Genomic DNA, 18,129 nt, shown 5'->3' with positions numbered 1-18,129 from the left:
CCGGCTGGCGGGCCACGAGAAGCGGCGTCAAGGCATCGGCGAGACCGGCCATCCGGCCAGGCTGACTGACATGGTCATTTCTCGCTGCCCTCTCGCCCATGGCGGGGTGGGACTGGTCGAGATCGCATGATCTGGCTGCTACCCGTGGCGCCCGTTGTGAGATCACTATATCGCGATTAGATTAAGGCAAAGGAGAATCCGGAACGAAATTTGACCTAAATGCATGATCTCATGAGTCATCTTCCCGATTTGCCACCAGCAGCGAATTATATTCGATATCGTAACAATAGAGCTTGCCCGGAATGGGTGGGCTTCACGCCGGTTTGCGCGCAATTGCCCAAGGATCCGTCAACCAGGATCGGTTTCGCTTCAACCGCCTGGCACCTTCGGGCACAAACACCCTGCGACCGCGGCCGCCGCGCCGCATGAGCGAAAGGCAGCGCGAACCGGTGACTGATTCGATCCCGACCACCGATACGGCCATGGATGCGGCCGCCCTCCGCGCGGCGATCGTCCGCAAGCTCACCTACGACATGGGCAAGAGCCGAAGCGGCGCGCGTGACCGGGACTGGTTCCTGGCGACCGCCCTGGCGGTGCGCGACCGGGTGATCGACCGCTGGCTGGAGGCGACCCGCGCCGCCTACGAGCATGGCGAGAAGCAGGTCTACTATCTCAGCCTCGAATTCCTGGTCGGCCGGCTGCTGCGGGACAATGTCAGCAATCTCGGGCTGGTCGACACGCTGCGGGAAGCCCTGGCGCCGCTTGGCGTCGATTTCGACGCGATGCGCCAGGCCGAGCCCGACGCGGCGCTCGGCAATGGCGGCCTCGGCCGGCTCGCGGCCTGTTTCATGGAGAGCCTGGCCAGCCTGGCAATTCCCGCCTTCGGCTACGGCATCCGCTACGAGCACGGGCTGTTCCGGCAGATCCTGCGTGAGGGCTGGCAGCACGAATACCCCGAGGATTGGCTGCAGTTCGGCAACCCCTGGGATTCGCCCGGCCGGAAATCTCGCACGACATCGGCTTTGGCGGCAGCGTCGAGGCGGTGCGGGTCTCGGAGGACGAGATGCGCCATGTCTGGCACCCCGGCGAGACGGTGCAGGCGGTGGCCTACGACACCCCGGTGGTCGGCTGGCGCGGCGAGCACGTGAACACGCTGCGGCTCTGGTCGGCCCGGGCGCTCGACCCGCTGAAGCTGGAGGCCTTCAATTTCGGCGACCATGTCGGCGCGCTCGCCGACCGGATGCGGCAGGAGGCGATCAGCAAGGTCCTCTACCCCTCCGACAGAATCGCCGGCCGGGCAGAAGCTGCGGCTGCGGCAGGAATATTTCTTCACCTCGGCGGCGCTGCAGGACCTCGTCCGCCGCCATCTCCGGGTCTATGGGGACCTGCGCTCCCTGCCGGACAAGGTGGCGATCCAGCTCAACGACACCCATCCGGCGATCGCGGTGGCCGAGCTGATGCGGATCTGCGTCGACCTGCACGCGATCCCCTGGGACGAGGCCTGGGCGATCACCCGCGGGTCGATCAGCTATACCAACCACACCCTCCTGCCCGAGGCGCTGGAGAGCTGGGCGGTGCCGCTGATGGAGCGGCTGCTGCCGCGCCACATGCAGATCATCTACCTGATCAACGCGCATCACCTGGACGCGGTCCGCGCCGCGCATCATGGCGATGTCCGCCTGCTCTCCTCGGTCTCGCTGATCGAGGAAGGGCACGGCCGCCGGGTGCGGATGGGGCATCTCGCCTTCGTCGGCTCGCACAAGGTCAACGGCGTCTCGGCGCTGCATTCCGACCTGCTGAAGCGGACCGTCTTCCGCGATTTCCACGCGATCGCGCCCGACCGCATCACCAACAAGACCAACGGCATCACCTTCCGCCGCTGGCTGCAGCAGTCCAACCCGGGCCTGACCGGCCTGCTGGTGGAAGCGTCGGGGCCCGCCGTGCTGGACGACGCGACGCGGCTCGAGGGGCTGACCCCGCTCGCCGAGGACGCCGGCTTCCGCGACCGCTTCGCCGCGGTGAAGCGGACCAACAAGGAGGCCCTGGCGGCGCTGATCCGCCAGCAGCTCGACCTGCGGGTCGATCCCTCGGCGATGTTCGACGTGCAGATCAAGCGCATCCACGAATACAAGCGCCAGCTGCTGAACATCCTGGAGACGGTGGCGCTGTACGATGCGATCCGCGCCCAGCCGCACCTCGACTGGGCGCCACGGGTAAAGATCTTCGCCGGCAAGGCGGCGGCGAGCTACCACCGCGCCAAGCTGATCATCAAGCTGGCACACGACGTGGCCCGGGTGGTGAACGGCGACCCCACGGTGCGGGACCGGCTGAAGGTCGCCTTCCTGCCGAACTACAACGTCTCGCTGGCCGAGATGATCGTCCCCGCCGCCGACCTGTCGGAGCAGATCTCGACCGCGGGGATGGAGGCCTCCGGCACCGGCAACATGAAGCTCGGGCTGAACGGCGCGCTGACCATCGGCACGCTGGACGGCGCCAATGTCGAGATGCTGGAGCATGTCGGCGCCGACAACATCTTCATCTTCGGCCTGACCACCGAGGAGGTGGAGGCGCGGCGGCATGACGGCAGCCATGGCGCTGCTTCGGTCCAGGCCTCGCCCCGGCTGGGCGAGGTGCTGGAGGCGGTCGAATCCGGCGTCTTCTCCCCGACGAGACCGGGCGCTACCGCGACCTCATAGCGTCGATACGCGGGCACGATTACTTCATGGTCGGCGCCGATTTCGACAGCTACTTTGAGGCGCAGCGGCGCGTCGATTCCGCTGGCAGGACAGCGGCGCCTGGTGGCGGAGCGCGGTGCTGAACACGGCCCGGATGGGCTGGTTCTCCTCCGACCGTACCATCGCCGACTATGCCAGCGAGATCTGGGGCGTGCCGGTCAGGCGCTGACCCGGCGCCGGTTGGGGGACATCAAGGCCATGCCGCACACACGTCCGCGCAGCGAGGGGCCGCTCGCCCGCACCGCCATGGCCTTCGTCCTGGCCGGCGGCCGCGGCAGCCGGCTGATGGAGCTGACCGACCGCCGGGCCAAGCCGGCGGTCTTCTTCGGCGGCAAGTCGCGCATCATCGACTTCGCCCTGTCGAACGCCATCAATTCCGGCATCCGCCGGGTGGCGGTCGCCACCCAGTACAAGGCGCACAGCCTGATCCGCCACCTGCAGCGCGGCTGGAACTTCCTGCGTCCGGAGCGGAACGAGAGCTTCGACATCCTGCCCGCCAGCCAACGCGTCTCCGAGCACAATCGGTATCTCGGCACGGCGGATGCGGTGTTCCAGAACATCGACATCATCGAGGACCTGGGGCCGCGCCACATCGTCCTGCTGGCCGGCGACCATGTCTACAAGATGGACTACGAGGTGATGCTGCAGCAGCATGTCGACCGGCGGGCGGGCGTCACGGTCTGCTGCATGAAGGTGCCGCGCGCCGAGGCGAGCGGCTTCGGCGTGGTGGCGGTGGACGACAGCGACCGCATCGTGGGCTTCGTCGAGAAGCCGGCCGACCCGCCCGGCCTGCCCGAAGAGCCCGACCAGTCCTTCGCCAGCATGGGCATCTATGTCTTCGACACCAAGGTACTGATCGCCGAGCTGCGGCGGGACGCGGCGGACCCCGCCTCCTCGCACGATTTCGGCAAGGACATCATCCCCCGCATGGTGGCCGAGGGCACTGCGCACGCCCACCGCTTCGAGGCGAGCTGCGTCCGCTCGGCCGCCGAGACCTCGCCCTACTGGCGCGACGTCGGCACCGTCGATGCCTATTGGGAAGCGAATATCGACCTCACCGACGTGGTCCCGCCGCTCGACATCTTCGACAAGGACTGGCCGATCTGGACCTATGCCGAGGTCGTGCCGCCGGCCAGATCCGTCCATGACCTGGACGGGCGGCGGGGCGAGGCGATCTCCTCCCTGGTCTCCGGCGGCTGCATCGTCTCCGGCGCCACGGCCCGGCATTCGCTGCTCTTCACCGGGGTCCGGCTACATTCCTTTGCGGCGATCGACGGCGCGGTGCTGCTGCCCGAGGTCGATGTCGGCCGGCGGGCGCGGCTGACCAATGTGGTCGTCGATCGCGGCGTCCGCATCCCCGAAGGCCTGGTGGTGGGGGAGGACCCGGTGGCCGACGCCGCCCGCTTCCGCCGCTCGGCGAAGGGTATCTGCCTGATCACCCAGGCAATGCTCGACCGGATCGCCGCATGACGCTGCGGGTGCTGGCGGTCGCCTCGGAATGCTTTCCGCTGATCAAGACCGGCGGGCTGGCGGATGTGGTGGGGCGCTGCCGCGCGCGCTGGCCGGCGCCGGGATCGCGGTCAGCACGCTGCTGCCGGGCTATCCGGCGGTGCTGGCGGCGATCGGCGCGGCACCCGTGGTGCTCGACCTGCCGGACCGGTTCGGCCCGGCGCGGCTGCGCCAGGCGAAGGTGCAGGGGCTGGACCTGCTGGTGCTGGACGCGCCGCGGCATTTCGACCGGCCGGGCAATCCCTATACAGCGCCCGGCGGCGCGGAGTGGGAGGACAACGGCATCCGCTTCGCCGCGCTCGGCTTCGCCGCGGCCGAGGCGGCGGCATCGCTCGGCTTCGATGCCGTGCATGCACATGATTGGCAGGCCGGGCTGACCGGGGCCTATCTGCGGCTTGGGGTGGCGCGCCGGGTGCCCTCCGTCTTCACCATCCACAACCTGGCCTTCCAGGGGCAATTCCCGCCGGCGCTCTTCCCCGGCTCGGCCTGCCGGCCACTGCCTGGCGGATGGAGGGGCTCGAGTATTTCGGCAACGTCGGCTTCCTCAAGGCCGGCCTCTGGTATGCCGACCGCATCACCACCGTCTCCCCCACCTATGCCGCGGAGATCCGCACCGCGTCGGGCGGGATGGGGCTGGATGGGCTGCTGCGCGGCCGCGCCCATGCGGTGAGCGGCATCCTCAACGGCATCGACGAGGCCGAGTGGGACCCGGCCACGGACAAGGCGCTGGCGATGCGCTTTTCCGCTGCCGACCCGGCGCCGCGCGCGGCCAGCAAGCCAGCGCTGCAGGCCCGCTTCGGCCTCGCGCCCGACCCGGCCGCACCGCTCTTCGCCTTCGTCGGCCGGCTCGCCTGGCAGAAGGGGATGGACCTGGTGTTGGACGCGCTGCCGGCGCTGCTCGAGGCGGGCGGGCAGCTCGCCATCCTCGGCACCGGCGACGCGGCGCTGGAGGCGCGCTGCCTCGGTGCGGCGGCAGCACATCCTGGCCGGGTCGGCGCGGTGATCGGCTTCGATGAGGGGCTGGCGCGGCTCAGCTACGGCGGCGCCGATGCGGTGCTCGTGCCCTCCCGCTTCGAGCCTTGCGGCCTCGCCCAGCTCTGCGCGCTGCGCTACGGCGCGCCGCCGGTGGTCGCCCGCACCGGTGGGCTGGCGGATACGGTGATCGACGCGAATGAGGTGGCGCTCGCCGCGGGCTGCGCGACCGGGGTGCAGTCGCCCCGGGCGATGCCGCGCTGTTGGCCAGCGCGCTGCAGCGGACCATCGGCCTGATCCGCGACCGGGAGGCGTGGGCGCGCATCCAGTCCAATGCCCTGGGCTGCGACGTCTCCTGGCGCCGCTCGGCCGCGCGCTACGCCGCGTTGTTCCAGGCGATCGTCGCGGCGGATGGCTGAGATCGGGGAGGGCGCGCCGGAGCCGCTCGGCGTGAGCGCCGATGCGGCCGGGGTGAACGTGGCCGTCGTCGCGCCGGATGCGACCGCGATCGAGTTCTGCCTGTTCGACGCGACGCGCGACGTGCAGATCGCCTGCCATCGCCTGCCGGCGCGCAGCGGCGATGTCTGGCACGGCCATGTGCGGGGGTGGGGCCGGGCGCACGCTACGGGCTGCGGGCGCATGGGGCCCGGGAGCACGGCTTCGATCCCGCGAAGCTGCTGCTGGACCCCTGGGCGCAGCGGATCGACCGGCCCTTCCTGCTGCATGCCAGTCAGTTCGCGCCGGGCGCCGACAGCGCGCCGCGGGTGCCGAAGGCGGTGGTGCCGGTTCCCGGCGCCCATCCGCCGCCGCCGGTGCAGGCGCCCGGCCCGCGGGTGATCTACGAGCTGCATGTGCGCGGCTTCACCCGGCTGCATCCCGGCATCCCCGCGGGCATCCGCGGCACCTTCGCCGCGCTGGGTCACCCGGCGGCCATCGGGCATCTGCGGGCGCTGGGCGTCACCCATGTCGAGCTGATGCCGGTCGCCGCCGGGATCGACGAGCGACACCTGCCGCCGCTCGGGCTGAACAATCACTGGAACTACAACCCGGTCGGCTTCCTCGCCCCCGACCCGCGCTTGGCGCCGGGCGGGATGGAGGAGGTGCGCGCCGCGGTCGCCGCGCTGCGGGCCGCGGGGATCGGGGTGATCCTCGACGTGGTCTACAACCATAGCGGGGAAGGTGACGAGCAGGGCCCGATCCTGTCGCTGCGCGGCCTGGCCGACCGCGCCTTCCACCGCTTCGGCCCGGATGGCCGCTATGCCAACGATGCCGGCTGCGGCAACACCCTGGCGCTCGACCGCCCCTGGCCGCTGCGGCTGGCGATGGACGCGATGCGCCACTGGGTGCTGGCGGCGGGGTGGAGGGCTTCCGGCTCGACCTCGCCACGCACGCTCGGGCGGCGCGACACCGGCTTCGACCCGAATGCGCCGCTGCTGGCGGCGATGCGGCAGGACCCGCTGCTGCGGGAGCGGATCATCATCGCCGAGCCCTGGGATATCGGCTGGGGCGGCTATCAGCTCGGCGCCTTTCCGCCGGGCTGGGCGGAATGGAACGACCGGTTCCGCGACGCGGTGCGGCGCTTCTGGCGCGGCGATGCCGGGCAGGTGCCGGAGCTGGCGACGCGCCTGGCCGGTTCGGCCGACATCTTCGGCCCGGCGCGGCGGCGGGCCACCGACAGCCTGAACTACGTCACCTCGCATGACGGCTTCACCCTGGCCGACCTCGTGACCTTCACCGCCAAGCGCAACCACGACAATGGCGAGCACGGCCATGACGGCCACAACGAGAACCATTCCTGGAACTGCGGCGTCGAGGGGCCGACCGACGACCCTGCGGTGCTGGCCCGCCGCGCCGGCGACGTGCGCGCCCTGCTGACGACGCTGCTCGCGGCGCGCGGCACGCCGATGCTCTCGATGGGCGACGAGGGCGGCCGGACCCAGGGCGGCAACAACAACGCCTATGCGCAGGACAACCCGGTCTCCTGGCTCGACTGGGCCGGGATGGACCAGGGATTGCTGGACTTCACCGCCCGGCTGGTGCGGGCGCGGCTGGCCCACCCGGCGCTGCATGGCGATGCGCCGCTGACCGGCGCGGCGCAGGACGAGACCGGCCTGCCGGATGTTGCCTGGCAGCGGCCGGACGGGGCGGGGATGGACTGGCACGATGCGGGAGCGCGGCAGTCTGATTGCCGTCTTCTACGCGCCGGCGCGGGGCGGCAGGCCGGGCGACCGCGTGCTGGTGGCGCTGCATGGCGGGGCGGAAGCCGCGCCCTTCCTCCTGCCCGCGCCGCGCCCCGGCTTCGCCTGGCAGGTGCTTGCGGACAGCGCCGATCCGGCCGGCGGCGGCGCGCCGAAGCCCGCGCTCGCCGCGCGCAGCGTGCTGCTGCTGGCGGAATTCCCCGCCTGACCTATGTTCCGGCAGCGAATGGCGGTGCGGAAGGGGCGGGGATGCGGGACTGGCGGTTGATGCGCGAAGGCGCCCGCGCGTGACCGCGCCGCTCGTCTCGCTCCGCGGCATCGCCAAGCGCTACGAGACCGGCACGCTGGCGGTGCAGGGCATCGATCTCGACATCGCGGCCGGCGACTTCCTGGCGCTGCTCGGCCCCTCCGGCTGCGGCAAGTCGACGCTGCTGCGGATGATCGCCCGGCTCTCGGCGGCGACCAGCGGCCGGATCGACTGGCCGGGCGGCCAGCCGCGGCCGCGCGACATCGGCTTCGTCTTCCAGGAGCCGACGCTGATGCCCTGGGCGACCGCCCTGGCCAATGTCGCCCTGCCGCTCGAGATCGCCGGCGTGCCGAAGCGAGAGGCCGCCAGGCGCGCCGCCGAGTCGCTGGCGCGCGTCGAACTCGCGGGGTTCGAATCCGCCTATCCCCGTGCGCTCTCGGGCGGCATGCGCATGCGTGTGTCCATCGCCCGTGCCTTGGTGACGAAGCCACGCCTGCTGCTGATGGACGAGCCCTTCGCCGCGCTCGACGAGATCACCCGCTTCCGGTTGAACAACGACCTGCTGACGCTGTGGGAGGCGGAGCGCTTCACCGTGGTCTTCGTCACCCATTCGGTCTTCGAGAGCGTCTACCTCGCTCGGCGCATCGCGGTGATGGCGCCACGGCCGGGGCGCGTCCATGCCGAACTGGCGGTCGCGGCACCCTACCCGCGCGGCGAGGCCTTCCGCACCTCGGCCGAATACGCGGCGCAATGCCGTGAGGTCTCGGGGGCGCTGGAAGCGGCGATGGCGGCATGAGAAGGCAGGGTTGGCTGCGCATCCTCGGCCCGCTGGCGATCGGCGTGCTGGTCCTCGGCGGCTGGGAATCGCTGGTGCGGGCGAGGGCATCCCGCCCTATGTGCTGCCCGGTCCGGTGGCGATCGGCGAGGCGCTGGTGCGGGACTGGCCGGCGCTGTCGGCCGCGCTGCTGGTGACCCTGAAGATCACCGCGCTCGCCTTGCTGATCGCCGCCTCGCTCGGGCTGCTGCTGGCGGTGCTCTTCGCGCAGTCGCGCATCCTGGAGCTTTCGCTGTTTCCCTATGCGGTCATCCTGCAGGTGACGCCGATCGTCGCCATCGCCCCGCTGATCATCATCTGGGTGGACGACGTCACGCTGTCCCTGCTGATCTGCGCCTGGATCGTCGCCTTCTTCCCGATCCTGTCGAACACCACGGTCGGGCTGAACAGCACGGACCACAATCTGCTCGACCTGTTCCGGCTCTATGGCGCGTCACGCTGGCAGGTGCTGTGGCGGCTGCGGCTGCCGACGGCGATGCCCTTCTTCCTGGCCGGGCTGCGGATCTCGGGCGGGCTGGCGCTGATCGGCGCCATCGTCGCGGAATTCGTGGCGGGGACGGGGGGCCGGGCCTCCGGCCTCGCCTACCGCATCCTCGAATCCGGCTACCAGCTGCAGATCCCCCGGATGTTCGCCGCACTCGTGCTGATCTCGGCGACCGGCATCGGCATCTTTCTTGCGTTGAGCCTGCTGTCGCACCTGCTGCTGCGGCGCTGGCACGAGAGCGCGATGGGACAAGGAGACCGCCGATGACCGTTGCGATGGGCAGGCTGCGCCAGGCGATCGCCGCCGGGGGCCAGGGCTACTGGCTGCGCGATGCCAGGGCACCGGCGACGCTTATCCCAGGCGCGGCGCCCGGCCCGGTCGACCGCCAGGGGCTGGTCCGCTTCGACCTCAAGGTCGAGCAGGGCAGCATCGCCGCCATTGCCCCGCTCGGCACCGCGACGGAGGGGCCGAGCCTCGATGGCGGGCAGGTCTGGCCCGGCCCGGTCGATGGCCATACCCATATGGACAAGGGCCATATCTGGCCGCGGCACGACAATGCCACGGGCGACTTCCTCGGCGCCCTGACCGGATGCGCCACCGACCGCGAGGGCTGGACCGACGCCGATATCGAGGCCCGTTTCGAGTTCAGCCTGCGCGCCGCTCACGCCCACGGCACGGTCGCGATCCGCACCCATCTGGAGAGCTTCGCGCCGCGCGACCCCGCCTCCTGGCGCGTCTTCCGCAAGCTGCGGGACCGCTGGGCCGGGCGGATCGCCCTGCAGGCCAGCTCGATCGCGCCGCTCGACCGTTTCCAGGGCGCGGATGGCGAACTGCTGGCGAATACGGTGGCGGAGTCGGGCGGCGTCCTCGGCATGGTCACGCGGCTGACCGGCGGCGTGCATGATGCGCTGCCGGAGGACTTCCAGCCGATGCTGGACCATTTCTTCTCGCTTGCCGAGGCGCGCGGCCTCGAACTCGACCTCCATGTCGACGAGAGCGGCGAGACCGGCGCCCGGGCGCTGATCGAGATCGCCCGCACCGCCATCCGCCGCGGCTTCAAGCAGCGCATCCAGTGCGGCCATTGCTGCTCGCTCTCGCTCCAGCCGGAGGAGTTCGCGCAAGCAACCATCAAGGCCTGTGCCGAAGCGGGGGTCAGCATCATCGTCCTGCCGATGTGCAACATGTACCTGCAGGACCGCGTCCCCGGCCGGACCCCGCGCTGGCGCGGCGTGACCCTGGTGCATGAGCTGCGCGCCGCGGGCGTGCCGGTCTCCGTCGCCTCCGACAACACCCGCGATCCATTCTATGCCTATGGCGACATGGACATGGTGGAGGTCTACCGCGAAGCGACGCGTATCCTGCAGCTCGACCATCCCATCGGCGACTGGCCGCGCGCCGCCAGTGCCACCCCGGCCGCCGCCATGGGGCTGGCCGATGCCGGCTGGCTGAAGCCCGGCACCGCCGCCGACCTGCTGCTGTTCCGCGCCCGCGGCATGACCGAAGCTGCTGAGCCGGCCGCAGTCCGACCGCGTGGTGCTGCGCCGCGGCCAGGTGCTGGACGCCGAGCCGCCGGACTACCGGGACCTGGACGCGGTGCTGGGGACCGGTCCAGGCTGAGGGCAACCAGCCCGGAGGGACCCATGCTCGCCCCGCAACGCGCCGCCTTCGACATCCCGCGCGAGGTCGCCTATCTCAACGCCGCCTCCTGGAGCCCGCTGCCCAAGGCGGTGCAGGCGGCAGGGCATGCCGGCGTGGCGCGCAAGGCCCAGCCCTGGGATTGGAATGCGCCGGACCATGCCGCGCAGATCGCCCGCGCCCGTGCCGCCGCGGCGGCGCTGATCGGCGCGGCGCCCGAGGACATCGCGCTGATCTCCTCGGTCGGCTTCGGCGTCGCCACCGCGGCGAAGAACCTGAAGCCGCCGCGCGGCAGCCGGGTGATCCTGCTGGCGGAGGATCACAGCGCGCCGACGCTGGAGTGGATGCAGCGCGCGCCGGAGGGCGGCTTCGAGACCGAGGCCGTCTCGCCCGGGCCGGATGGCGACTGGACCGCGGCGCTGCTGGCGGCGATCGAGCGGCCCGGCGCGCCGCCGGTTGCGCTCGCCTCCATCTCCTCCGTCCACTGGTCGGATGGCGGGTTGGTGGACCTCGCCGCGGTGCAGGTGGCACTGCGGAGACAGGGCGCGGCGCTGCTGGTGGATGCGACCCATCATGCCGGCATCCTGCCGATCGACGTCGCGGCGCTCGACCCCGACTTCCTGATCTTCCCGACCTACAAATGGGTGCTCGGCCCCTATGGCCGCGCCTTCCTATATGTTGCGAAGCGCTGGCAGCAGGGCGTGCCGCTGGAGCAGACCAGCTATTCCCGAAAGGGCGTCGCCGCCGAGCGGGCGCCCTATCTCGCCGACCTGTCCTTCGCGGAGGGCGCGAAGCGCTTCGACATGGGAGAGCGCGACCACTTCATCTCACTGGAGATGGCGGCGGTCGGGATGGAGATGATGGCCGAATGGGGCCAGGCACCGATCGCCGCGCATCTCGCCATGCTGAACCGACGGATCGCCGATGGCGTCAGCGGCTTGGGCGTCACCGTCCCGGCGGAGCGGGTTCGGGCGCCGCATGTGCTGAGCCTCGGCTTCCCCCGAGGCATGCCGGAGGGGCTGATCGAGCGGCTGGCGGCCGAGGGGGTGCATGTCGCGCCGCGACTCGGCCGGATGCGGATCAGCCCCCACGTCTACAATGACGAGGCGGATGCGGATGCGCTGATCGCCGCGATGCAGCGGGCGCTGGGCTGAAAGGAACGGAGGGGCTAGGGGAGGAAACATCTTTCCGCCCCGACTCTTCTGGCCGCCGGTCAGGTGCGCCAGCCCGCGAAGAAGCGGCCGACGTGGCCGAGGAAGCGGTCGAGGTCTGGCCTTGGCCGCTGGTCCATCCGCGTCATGTAGAGCCAGTCCAGCCGACAATCCCTGGCGCAGAGCCTTCGCAGGCCGCGCCGCATCACCCGATAGTCGGGCCAGCCGATATACCAGAGCAGCCAAAGCGGAGAGCCATAGGTGGTGACCACGGCGATGCGGCGGATCTTGACCAGCAGCGGCTCAATCGCACCGGGACCGATGCGGAAGGCCACCCCCGGCAGCCAGACCCGGTCGAACCAGCCCTTCAGCATCGCCGGCATGCCATACCACCAGGTCGGGTAGACCAGCACCAGCGCCTCCGCCCAGCGGAGGTCCGCTGCCTCGCGCGCGATCCAGGCCTCGTTCGCGCCGGGGGTGTTCGTGACGCGGTGCTCGGCAGCGGACATCACCGGAACGAAGCCATCGGCATGCAGGTCGCGGAGCCGCACCACGTGCCCCGCGCCTTCCAGCGCGGCGCGCGCGGCGTCGCGCAACGCGGCCGAGTAGCTGTCGGCGCGCGGATGGCAGGCAATCAGCAGCACATGCATCGGCGGCCCCGGACTGACCGGGCCGCTTCAAGCATGTAGCGCGCCTGGTGTCAGCCGGCCATCACCCAGGGCATCTCAAGCGCCGCGGCACCGGCCGGCTGGTCGCCCTCGATCCGCAGCGCCTCCAGCGCCGGGCCGGCGCTTGCGGTGTGCAGGGCGCTGCGGTTGTCCCAGATCAGCACGTCGCCGGCCTGCCAATCATGCCGCCAGGTCAGCGCCTCGGCGGTCGCGGCGGCGAAGACCAGGTCCAGCAGGCGGCGGCTCTCGGCCCCGGGCAGGTTCAGGATGCGGGTGGTGAAGGCAGGATTGGCATAGAGCACCGGCTCGCCGGTCACCGGATGGCTGCGGACCAGCGGATGCTCCGCCCGGGCGCCGGGATCGAGCGGGTTGGCATGCACCGCGCGCAACTGGCCGAGCCGGTCGCGCAGCGCGGGCGGCAGGGCGGCCAGGGCGCGGCGCTGGTCGGTGAAGGCGATCTGCCCGGCGGCGGCGCTGGCGCGCATCAGACAGGCCAGCGCTGGCTGTGCGGCATAGCTCTGGTCGGCATGCCAGAAGGGCAGGCTCGCGCGGCCGGGCGGCGGCAGGTCGGCCGGCGCGCCGACCGAAAGCGGCAGGGCGGGCGCCGAATGGTGCAGCGCCTGGCCGAGCAGCGGCGCTTCCAGCGCTGCCAGGCCGCGCGCGATGGCATCCGGCAGCGTGCGCTGGCCGCGCAGCAGCAGCACGCCATGTTCGATCAGCGCGTCGTGCAGCACCTCCAGCGCCGGGGCGGGCAGGGAGGCGGCGAGGTCGAGGCCGAGCACTTCAGCGCCGAACCTGGGATGGAGCGGGCGCAGCGAGATGCCGGTGGTACGCGGGATCATGAGAGACTGCAAGGAGGTCATCGCCAACGGCTCCGGAGGGACCGGGAAAGGGCGGCGTGGCCCCGGAAGCGGTTCCACGTCGTTGACGGAAGAATGCACCCGCCAATCCCATTTGCAAGCGTAAATCAAAAAAATAACTATTAACAATAGTAGTTAAAGCAATGTCCAAGTCGCTTTGGTGAACGCCTTGCGACTGACGGTGGACCAACCAGCCGCAGGCCGCTGGTTAGAATAACGCAATAAGTGAACGCAAAACGGGCGGTATGGCCGCGCGCTTGCGCCTGCCCTTTCGTGTCGGCAGGATCCTGCGGATGACCCCGGATGCCCTGCGCCGCTCCGCCACGGCGGATGCCACGCCCCCGCCCGGCCTTGCCGGGCCGGTCCTTGCCCTGTGGTGGGATGCGCGCGGCGACTGGGATGCGGCCCACGCCGCCGCCCAGGCCGGGGAGGATGCCGAGAGCGCCTGGGTCCACGCCTACCTGCACCGGCGGGAGGGCGACCTGGCGAATGCGCGTTACTGGTATCGCCGCGCCCGGCGGAGCAGCCCGGAGACGAGCCTCGAGGCGGAATGGGCGGCGATCGCCGCCGCCCTGCTGCCGGTCAGTCCGCGATAGGCGGACGGCCCAGCAGCTTCAGCGTCAGCCGCCGGCCCGCCACCATGGCGGGATAAAGGAAGCGGCCGAGCTTCGGCCGGCTGAAGACCAGCCGGTTAAGCCGGTTGAAGGCGCCGCTCTCGGAGCCCAACAGGGCCAGCACATGCAGCGCCGCGGCGCCGTGGTAGTACTGGCCGTTCCACTTCACCGCCATGCCGTTCTCGAGGCTGAGGCCGCGCGCCTTCACCTCGCGCACCACCGGATGGTCGGTGCGGGCATCGATCATGTGTACCTTCTCCGCGAGCTGGCGGATCCGGTAGAGCATGACGTAGCGGGTGCAGAAGGGGCACATCCCGTCATAGACGACCCAGATCTGCTTCGCCTCGGCGTCGCCCGCGCTGGGCGGCGCCGTCTTCTCTAGCGTGTCAACGGACATCGAACCGGAACTCCGCGCGCTTCTTCACGTCCCGAACCAGGGCCCCGTCCCGCAGCGTCAGGCAGACACTGTCGACCACGTACTTATAGCCGACGATGTCTTCAATCCGCAGGTTGTTGAACTCGGTAAAGACCCAGGGGTTGGGCTGCATGTGGTGCGGATAGAAGTAGAAGAGGTTGTGATTCTTGATAGCGGGGTAGCGGGTCATGAAGTCGTGCGTTTCGCGCACCAGCCGCTCCACGGAATGGAAGGTCGCGCCGCCCACGGTTTGCGGGGTCGCCGTCGGGCTGGCGAGGCAGGCGGAGGCATCCCGCCAGTCTTCGAGGTTGTGAAGGTTGCCACCGATGCGGTGCGGGAAATGCCCCTCCGGCACGAACATGGCGGTCTGCGCGACGCTGTAGGAGTAGATGCCGAAATAGGTCGGCGTCATCCACACCTCGCGCCCATCCTTGGTGAGGGCGTAGAACTGCGGGCTCGCCAGCCGCGCGGCGTCCAGCCAGCCGAGGAAGTTGGTGTAGAAGACGGTGTGGCCGAACAGCGCGGCGGCGACGCAGGCGGCCTTCATCATCGGCGTGATGTCGGATTCCTTCAGCCGCCAGGCCGAGCTGTAGACGATCAGGTTGACCGCGATCCAGAAGTGGAACAGCGCGCCGAGCGTGAAGTAGACACCGATATGGAAGATGTCGAACAGCAGGGTGAAGCCCAGCAGCCAACGCTTCCGCAGGATGGCGATGGGCGAGAGCAGCTGCGCCCCGAGCACGACGAAGTTGAAGGCGAGCGTGAAGTTGGAGATGGTGTCCCAGCTGCCCTGCAGCAGCGAGGGAAAGGTCGCCAACGGGTTGTTGCCGCGTTCCAGCCCGATGACGATGGCGGTCTGGGTCGGGTTGGCGAGCAGCCAGGTCCAGGGCTCCGGCCCGCCGGCAATCAGCTTGGCGACGCCCGAGCAGAAGTAGTTGCCGAGATGCGCGCCGACCACCACGGCCCAGATCAACCCGGCGGTCTTCTGCCGCAGCACCGCCGGCGGCATGTCATGCATCAGGCTGCGAAGCCGGGGGAAGCGCTGCAGCGTCCAGTCGCTGGTCGCCGTCACCATCAGCAGCACGCCGATGGTGGCGAAGGTGATCCCGTCGAGCATGGCGAAGTAGTCGGTGTCCGTCACCCACATGTCGGTGCGCGGGCCGATCAGGTGCCGCCACAGGATGTAGTAGTAGGACAGCGGCAACAGGAAGGCGGGCCTGGCCATGCCGACGGCACCGGCGAGCACCGCGACCAGCATGCCCCAGCGGAAGAACAGTGCATGCGCGTTCGCCTCGCCCAGGATGACGTTCGGCGCCGGCGGCACTGGGCCGAAGGCGTCGAACAGCACTTGCACGAAGACGACGATGCCGATGCCCCGTACGATGGCGCGCAGCAGGAAGGGGATGTCGGCGTAGCGGATCGCGATGAAGGGCAGCGCGGCGACGCAGCAGAAGATGGTCAGCGCGAAGGCATGCGCCTCCGACTGATGCGCGGCGAAGAGCGTGACCTTGCGTGCCGCCATATAGGCAAGCAGCGAGAGCAGCAGGATCGATAGTGGCAGCGTGACCGTCACCGACGGCGCACGCATGGTCCAGGCGGGAGTCCTCGTCGAGTACACCTCAGATCTCCATCAGGAGGAAAAGCTTGGGCGCGCCAGTTTTGGCGGAGTCGCGGGGGCCTTGCGGCCGGCGAGGACGCCAGCCAGCCATCGGTCGCGGTAGCGGATGCGCAGCCGGCGGGCGGAAGGTGGCAGCAGCCCCATCCCCCGCGCGGCCAGGCGATAGGCGATGACCCGTGCCAGCAGCGGCGCCGGCAGGCCGCCCAGCACCGGGCGGCCGGCGAAGAGCGTGCTGGCATGGTTGCGGCCCTCGCCGATGCCGTAGCGATAGGCGCGCTCCAGCACCCAGCTCTCCTGCATCTGCTCGGGCCGGATGATGTGGCCGACGATCGCGCTGGCCTCGAACCAGGCGCGATGGCCCTGGGCCTCCAGCCGGCGCAGCAGCTCCGTCTCCGAGCCCATGGCATAGAGCGGGTTGGTGGCGTCCGGCCCGACATGCTCGGCGAAGCGGGTGCCGGCGGCGAACACCACGGCGCGGATCGCCATGTTGGGGCCGTAGATGTCGATGGGGCGGCAGGGGCCGCTCGAGCGCTCGTTCTTGGCGTAGAGCACGCTGAACTCGACCACCTCCTCCGACAGCCATTTTGGCACCGGCGCCGGCCAGTCCGGCAGCACGGTGCCGCCGAACAGTGTGGCCTCCGGATGTGCCTCGGCCGCGGTGTGCAGCCGGACCAGCCAGTCGGGCGCCGGCAGCACGTCGTCATCGGTGAAGACGACGAGATTGCCGGCGAAGTCGGGCAGGGCGGTATTCAGCGCCCGGTTCTTGCCTGGTGCGGCGCAGTGCAGCAAGGTCAGCGGCAGGCGGCTGGCATAGCCCTGCACCACGGCGGAGGTTTCGTCCGTGCTGCCATTGTCGACGACGATGAGCTTCCAGCCGCCAGGCGGGCATTGCAGGCCGCAGAAGGCGTCCAGCACGCGGGGCAGGGTGGCGGCGCGGTTGCGCGTGGCGAAGACGGTGGTCAGCATCTCAGCGTCGCGCCTCCGGCCGCACCGGATCGGGGACGCCGGCGCGGGCGCCGATGTCGAGCGCCGGGATGATCGGCGTGCCGTCGCGGCGGATCAGCGCCCGCAATGCACGGCCGGGCAGGCTGCGCTTCTTCTGTTCGTTGGCCAGCGCCATGCGGGTGAAGCCCTGGGCATAGGCGAGCCGCCAGCGCAGCGGCAGCAGCCTGGTGCTGGACGCGGGAAGCAGGCCGGCGAAGCCGGTCAGCAGTTCGACCGCCAGGCGGCGGGGAATTCGCGCCAGACCTGCTCCGGCTGGCCCAGCATGCGGCGGGTGGCCACGGTGGACGCGCCCTGCCAGTAGAGCCGCTTGATCAGCCATTCCGGATTCATGCGCGTGCCCTGGATCTGGTGGCGCACGACGATCCGGCTGTCATACCAGGCGGAGTAGCCGCGATCCTGCAGCTTCCAGCCGACCTGGACGTCCTCGTCCGAGAGCAGCAGGCCGGCAAAGCGGCCGAGCCGGTCGGCGAAGCCGCCCATCTCCAGCAGGGGCTCGCGCTGCACCACCATGTTCACGCCATAGGGCTCAAGCCCGGCGGGGATGGCCTCGGTGCGGAACTCGCCGCTTCCGTCCCATTCGATGATCGAGAGCACGCCACGCAGGCTTTCCGGCCACCAGTCGGGCAGCGGCTTCTCCCAGACCGGCAGCACCTTGCCGCCGAGGACGCCGGGCCAGGGGCGTGCTCCTGGATCACCTCCTGGATACGCTCGATCCAGTCGGGCATCGCCAGGGCATCGTCGTCCAGATAGGCGAGGAAGTCCTTGGTTGAATGTTCCGCGCCCATGTTGCGCGCGGCACTTGCCCCGGGCCGGTCCACGCGCAGCAACCGGGCATTGGGCAGGGTGGCCACCATCTCGCGCAGCGCCGCGCCGGTCTCCGGCGTGCCGCAGCTGTCGACGACGATCACGTCGAAGCCATCGAGTCCGACGGTCTGGACCCGCAGGCTGTCGAGACAGCTTCTTACGTAATACGGGCGGTTGTGGGTAACCAGGCAGACGGTGATGCTCGGCACCTGTTCCGCCTGACGCCCGGCTCGCGCCAGCCGTGCCGTCTCGCTTGCCGTGTCGCGCATTCCGTTCCTGTCATGACCTTGCATGGCGGCCGGAGATTAGGCAGCCGCTGCCTTCGCGCGAAAGGCAAGCTTCGGTCAGGAGCGACCCGGTCCCGTCACGTTGCGTTGCG

At 70.3% G+C, this 18,129-nt stretch carries 16 protein-coding genes and 3 pseudogenes; 11 read left to right on the top strand and 8 right to left on the bottom strand.

Annotation, left to right across the window (positions count from 1 at the left end):
- Positions 1-302 precede the first annotated feature (302 nt).
- The 10 genes and pseudogenes from ACQ86J_RS02520 to ACQ86J_RS02475 form a co-directional block, all read left to right on the top strand.
- Positions 303-1,225: pseudogene (locus tag ACQ86J_RS02520) on the top strand (glycogen/starch/alpha-glucan phosphorylase); the annotation flags it as partial.
- Positions 1,218-2,696 carry a glycogen/starch/alpha-glucan family phosphorylase gene (glgP, locus tag ACQ86J_RS02515; protein WP_431269897.1) on the top strand — a complete coding sequence of 493 codons (1,479 nt, stop codon included), beginning with the start codon at positions 1,218-1,220 and terminating at the stop codon, positions 2,694-2,696. The pseudogene ACQ86J_RS02520 and the gene glgP, both read left to right, overlap by 8 nt.
- A gap of 115 nt (positions 2,697-2,811) precedes the next feature.
- On the top strand, positions 2,812-2,904 hold the full coding sequence (locus tag ACQ86J_RS02510) for a glycogen/starch/alpha-glucan phosphorylase (RefSeq protein WP_431269896.1): 93 nt from the start codon (positions 2,812-2,814) through the stop codon (positions 2,902-2,904).
- A 29-nt stretch (positions 2,905-2,933) separates the two neighbouring features.
- Positions 2,934-4,205 carry a glucose-1-phosphate adenylyltransferase gene (gene glgC / locus ACQ86J_RS02505; RefSeq protein ID WP_431269895.1) on the top strand — a complete coding sequence of 424 codons (1,272 nt, stop codon included), beginning with the start codon at positions 2,934-2,936 and terminating at the stop codon, positions 4,203-4,205.
- Positions 4,206-4,207: 2 nt separating this feature from the next.
- Positions 4,208-5,635, top strand: a pseudogene (glgA, locus tag ACQ86J_RS02500) (glycogen synthase GlgA).
- A pseudogene (locus ACQ86J_RS02495) lies at positions 5,550-5,765 on the top strand (hypothetical protein); the annotation flags it as partial. The pseudogenes glgA and ACQ86J_RS02495, both read left to right, overlap by 86 nt.
- A gap of 56 nt (positions 5,766-5,821) precedes the next feature.
- Positions 5,822-7,705 (top strand): glycogen debranching protein, encoded by a 1,884-nt coding sequence (locus tag ACQ86J_RS02490; protein WP_431272791.1) that lies wholly within the window; start codon positions 5,822-5,824, stop codon positions 7,703-7,705.
- Positions 7,702-8,457: an ABC transporter ATP-binding protein gene (locus tag ACQ86J_RS02485; protein WP_431269894.1), complete on the top strand. Its 756-nt coding sequence runs from the start codon at positions 7,702-7,704 to the stop codon at positions 8,455-8,457. Before ACQ86J_RS02490 ends, ACQ86J_RS02485 begins: the two co-directional genes overlap by 4 nt.
- Before the next feature lie 10 nt (positions 8,458-8,467).
- Complete coding sequence (locus ACQ86J_RS02480) at positions 8,468-9,247, top strand: ABC transporter permease (protein WP_431269893.1); 780 nt, start codon at positions 8,468-8,470, stop codon at positions 9,245-9,247.
- Positions 9,244-11,769, top strand: a complete 2,526-nt coding sequence (locus ACQ86J_RS02475) for a cytosine deaminase (protein ID WP_431269892.1) — start codon at positions 9,244-9,246, stop codon at positions 11,767-11,769. The genes ACQ86J_RS02480 and ACQ86J_RS02475 overlap by 4 nt, the downstream gene beginning before the upstream one ends.
- Positions 11,770-11,828: 59 nt before the next feature.
- Here ACQ86J_RS02475 and ACQ86J_RS02470 read toward each other — a convergent pair whose 3' ends face one another.
- Positions 11,829-12,416, bottom strand: coding sequence for an NAD(P)H-dependent oxidoreductase (locus ACQ86J_RS02470; protein WP_431269891.1), 588 nt, complete (start codon positions 12,414-12,416; stop codon positions 11,829-11,831).
- Between the two features lie 50 nt (positions 12,417-12,466).
- On the bottom strand, positions 12,467-13,276 hold the full coding sequence (locus tag ACQ86J_RS02465) for a TauD/TfdA dioxygenase family protein (RefSeq protein ID WP_431269890.1): 810 nt from the start codon (positions 13,274-13,276) through the stop codon (positions 12,467-12,469).
- A gap of 311 nt (positions 13,277-13,587) precedes the next feature.
- Here ACQ86J_RS02465 and ACQ86J_RS02460 point away from each other — a divergent pair, with 311 nt between their 5' ends.
- The gene (locus ACQ86J_RS02460) at positions 13,588-13,890 is read left to right on the top strand and encodes a hypothetical protein (protein WP_431269889.1); all 303 of its coding nucleotides are present in this window, start codon (positions 13,588-13,590) and stop codon (positions 13,888-13,890) included.
- On the opposite strand, the gene ACQ86J_RS02455 is transcribed toward ACQ86J_RS02460, so the two are convergent.
- From ACQ86J_RS02455 to ACQ86J_RS02430, 6 genes are all read right to left on the bottom strand, one after another.
- Complete coding sequence (locus ACQ86J_RS02455; protein WP_431269888.1) at positions 13,877-14,305, bottom strand: DCC1-like thiol-disulfide oxidoreductase family protein; 429 nt, start codon at positions 14,303-14,305, stop codon at positions 13,877-13,879. The two genes, ACQ86J_RS02460 and ACQ86J_RS02455, sit on opposite strands and share 14 nt — an antisense overlap.
- Positions 14,295-15,911: a hypothetical protein gene (locus ACQ86J_RS02450; protein WP_431269887.1), complete on the bottom strand. Its 1,617-nt coding sequence runs from the start codon at positions 15,909-15,911 to the stop codon at positions 14,295-14,297. The genes ACQ86J_RS02455 and ACQ86J_RS02450 overlap by 11 nt, the downstream gene beginning before the upstream one ends.
- Before the next feature lie 42 nt (positions 15,912-15,953).
- The gene (locus tag ACQ86J_RS02445) at positions 15,954-16,907 is read right to left on the bottom strand and encodes a glycosyltransferase (protein WP_431269886.1); all 954 of its coding nucleotides are present in this window, start codon (positions 16,905-16,907) and stop codon (positions 15,954-15,956) included.
- A 1-nt stretch (position 16,908) separates the two neighbouring features.
- Positions 16,909-17,061: a hypothetical protein gene (locus tag ACQ86J_RS02440; RefSeq protein WP_431269885.1), complete on the bottom strand. Its 153-nt coding sequence runs from the start codon at positions 17,059-17,061 to the stop codon at positions 16,909-16,911.
- Positions 17,062-17,147: 86 nt separating this feature from the next.
- Positions 17,148-17,540, bottom strand: coding sequence for a glycosyltransferase family 2 protein (locus ACQ86J_RS02435; RefSeq protein WP_431269884.1), 393 nt, complete (start codon positions 17,538-17,540; stop codon positions 17,148-17,150).
- Positions 17,459-18,019: a glycosyltransferase family 2 protein gene (locus tag ACQ86J_RS02430; protein ID WP_431269883.1), complete on the bottom strand. Its 561-nt coding sequence runs from the start codon at positions 18,017-18,019 to the stop codon at positions 17,459-17,461. The genes ACQ86J_RS02435 and ACQ86J_RS02430 overlap by 82 nt, the downstream gene beginning before the upstream one ends.
- Positions 18,020-18,129: the final 110 nt, after the last annotated feature.

It is taken from the genome of Dankookia sp. P2, from assembly GCF_050632255.1.
In the GTDB taxonomy this organism is placed as follows: domain Bacteria; phylum Pseudomonadota; class Alphaproteobacteria; order Acetobacterales; family Acetobacteraceae; genus Paracraurococcus.
This window is presented reverse-complemented; position numbering and strand designations above follow the sequence as displayed.

Bases quoted from the DNA above. Each gene is read 5' to 3' on its own strand.
- glgP (WP_431269897.1), top strand. From the start codon at position 1,218: ATGTCGGCGCGCTCGCCGACCGGATGCGGCAGGAGGCGATCAGCAAGG.
- glgC (WP_431269895.1), top strand. From the start codon at position 2,934: ATGCCGCACACACGTCCGCGCAGCGAGGGGCCGCTCGCCCGCACCGCC.
- ACQ86J_RS02475 (WP_431269892.1), top strand. From the start codon at position 9,244: ATGACCGTTGCGATGGGCAGGCTGCGCCAGGCGATCGCCGCCGGGGGC.
- ACQ86J_RS02470 (WP_431269891.1), bottom strand. From the start codon at position 12,416: ATGCATGTGCTGCTGATTGCCTGCCATCCGCGCGCCGACAGCTACTCG.
- ACQ86J_RS02465 (WP_431269890.1), bottom strand. From the start codon at position 13,276: ATGATCCCGCGTACCACCGGCATCTCGCTGCGCCCGCTCCATCCCAGG.
- ACQ86J_RS02460 (WP_431269889.1), top strand. From the start codon at position 13,588: ATGACCCCGGATGCCCTGCGCCGCTCCGCCACGGCGGATGCCACGCCC.
- ACQ86J_RS02455 (WP_431269888.1), bottom strand. From the start codon at position 14,305: ATGTCCGTTGACACGCTAGAGAAGACGGCGCCGCCCAGCGCGGGCGAC.
- ACQ86J_RS02450 (WP_431269887.1), bottom strand. From the start codon at position 15,911: ATGCGTGCGCCGTCGGTGACGGTCACGCTGCCACTATCGATCCTGCTG.
- ACQ86J_RS02445 (WP_431269886.1), bottom strand. From the start codon at position 16,907: ATGCTGACCACCGTCTTCGCCACGCGCAACCGCGCCGCCACCCTGCCC.
- ACQ86J_RS02440 (WP_431269885.1), bottom strand. From the start codon at position 17,061: ATGGCGCTGGCCAACGAACAGAAGAAGCGCAGCCTGCCCGGCCGTGCA.
- ACQ86J_RS02430 (WP_431269883.1), bottom strand. From the start codon at position 18,019: ATGCGCGACACGGCAAGCGAGACGGCACGGCTGGCGCGAGCCGGGCGT.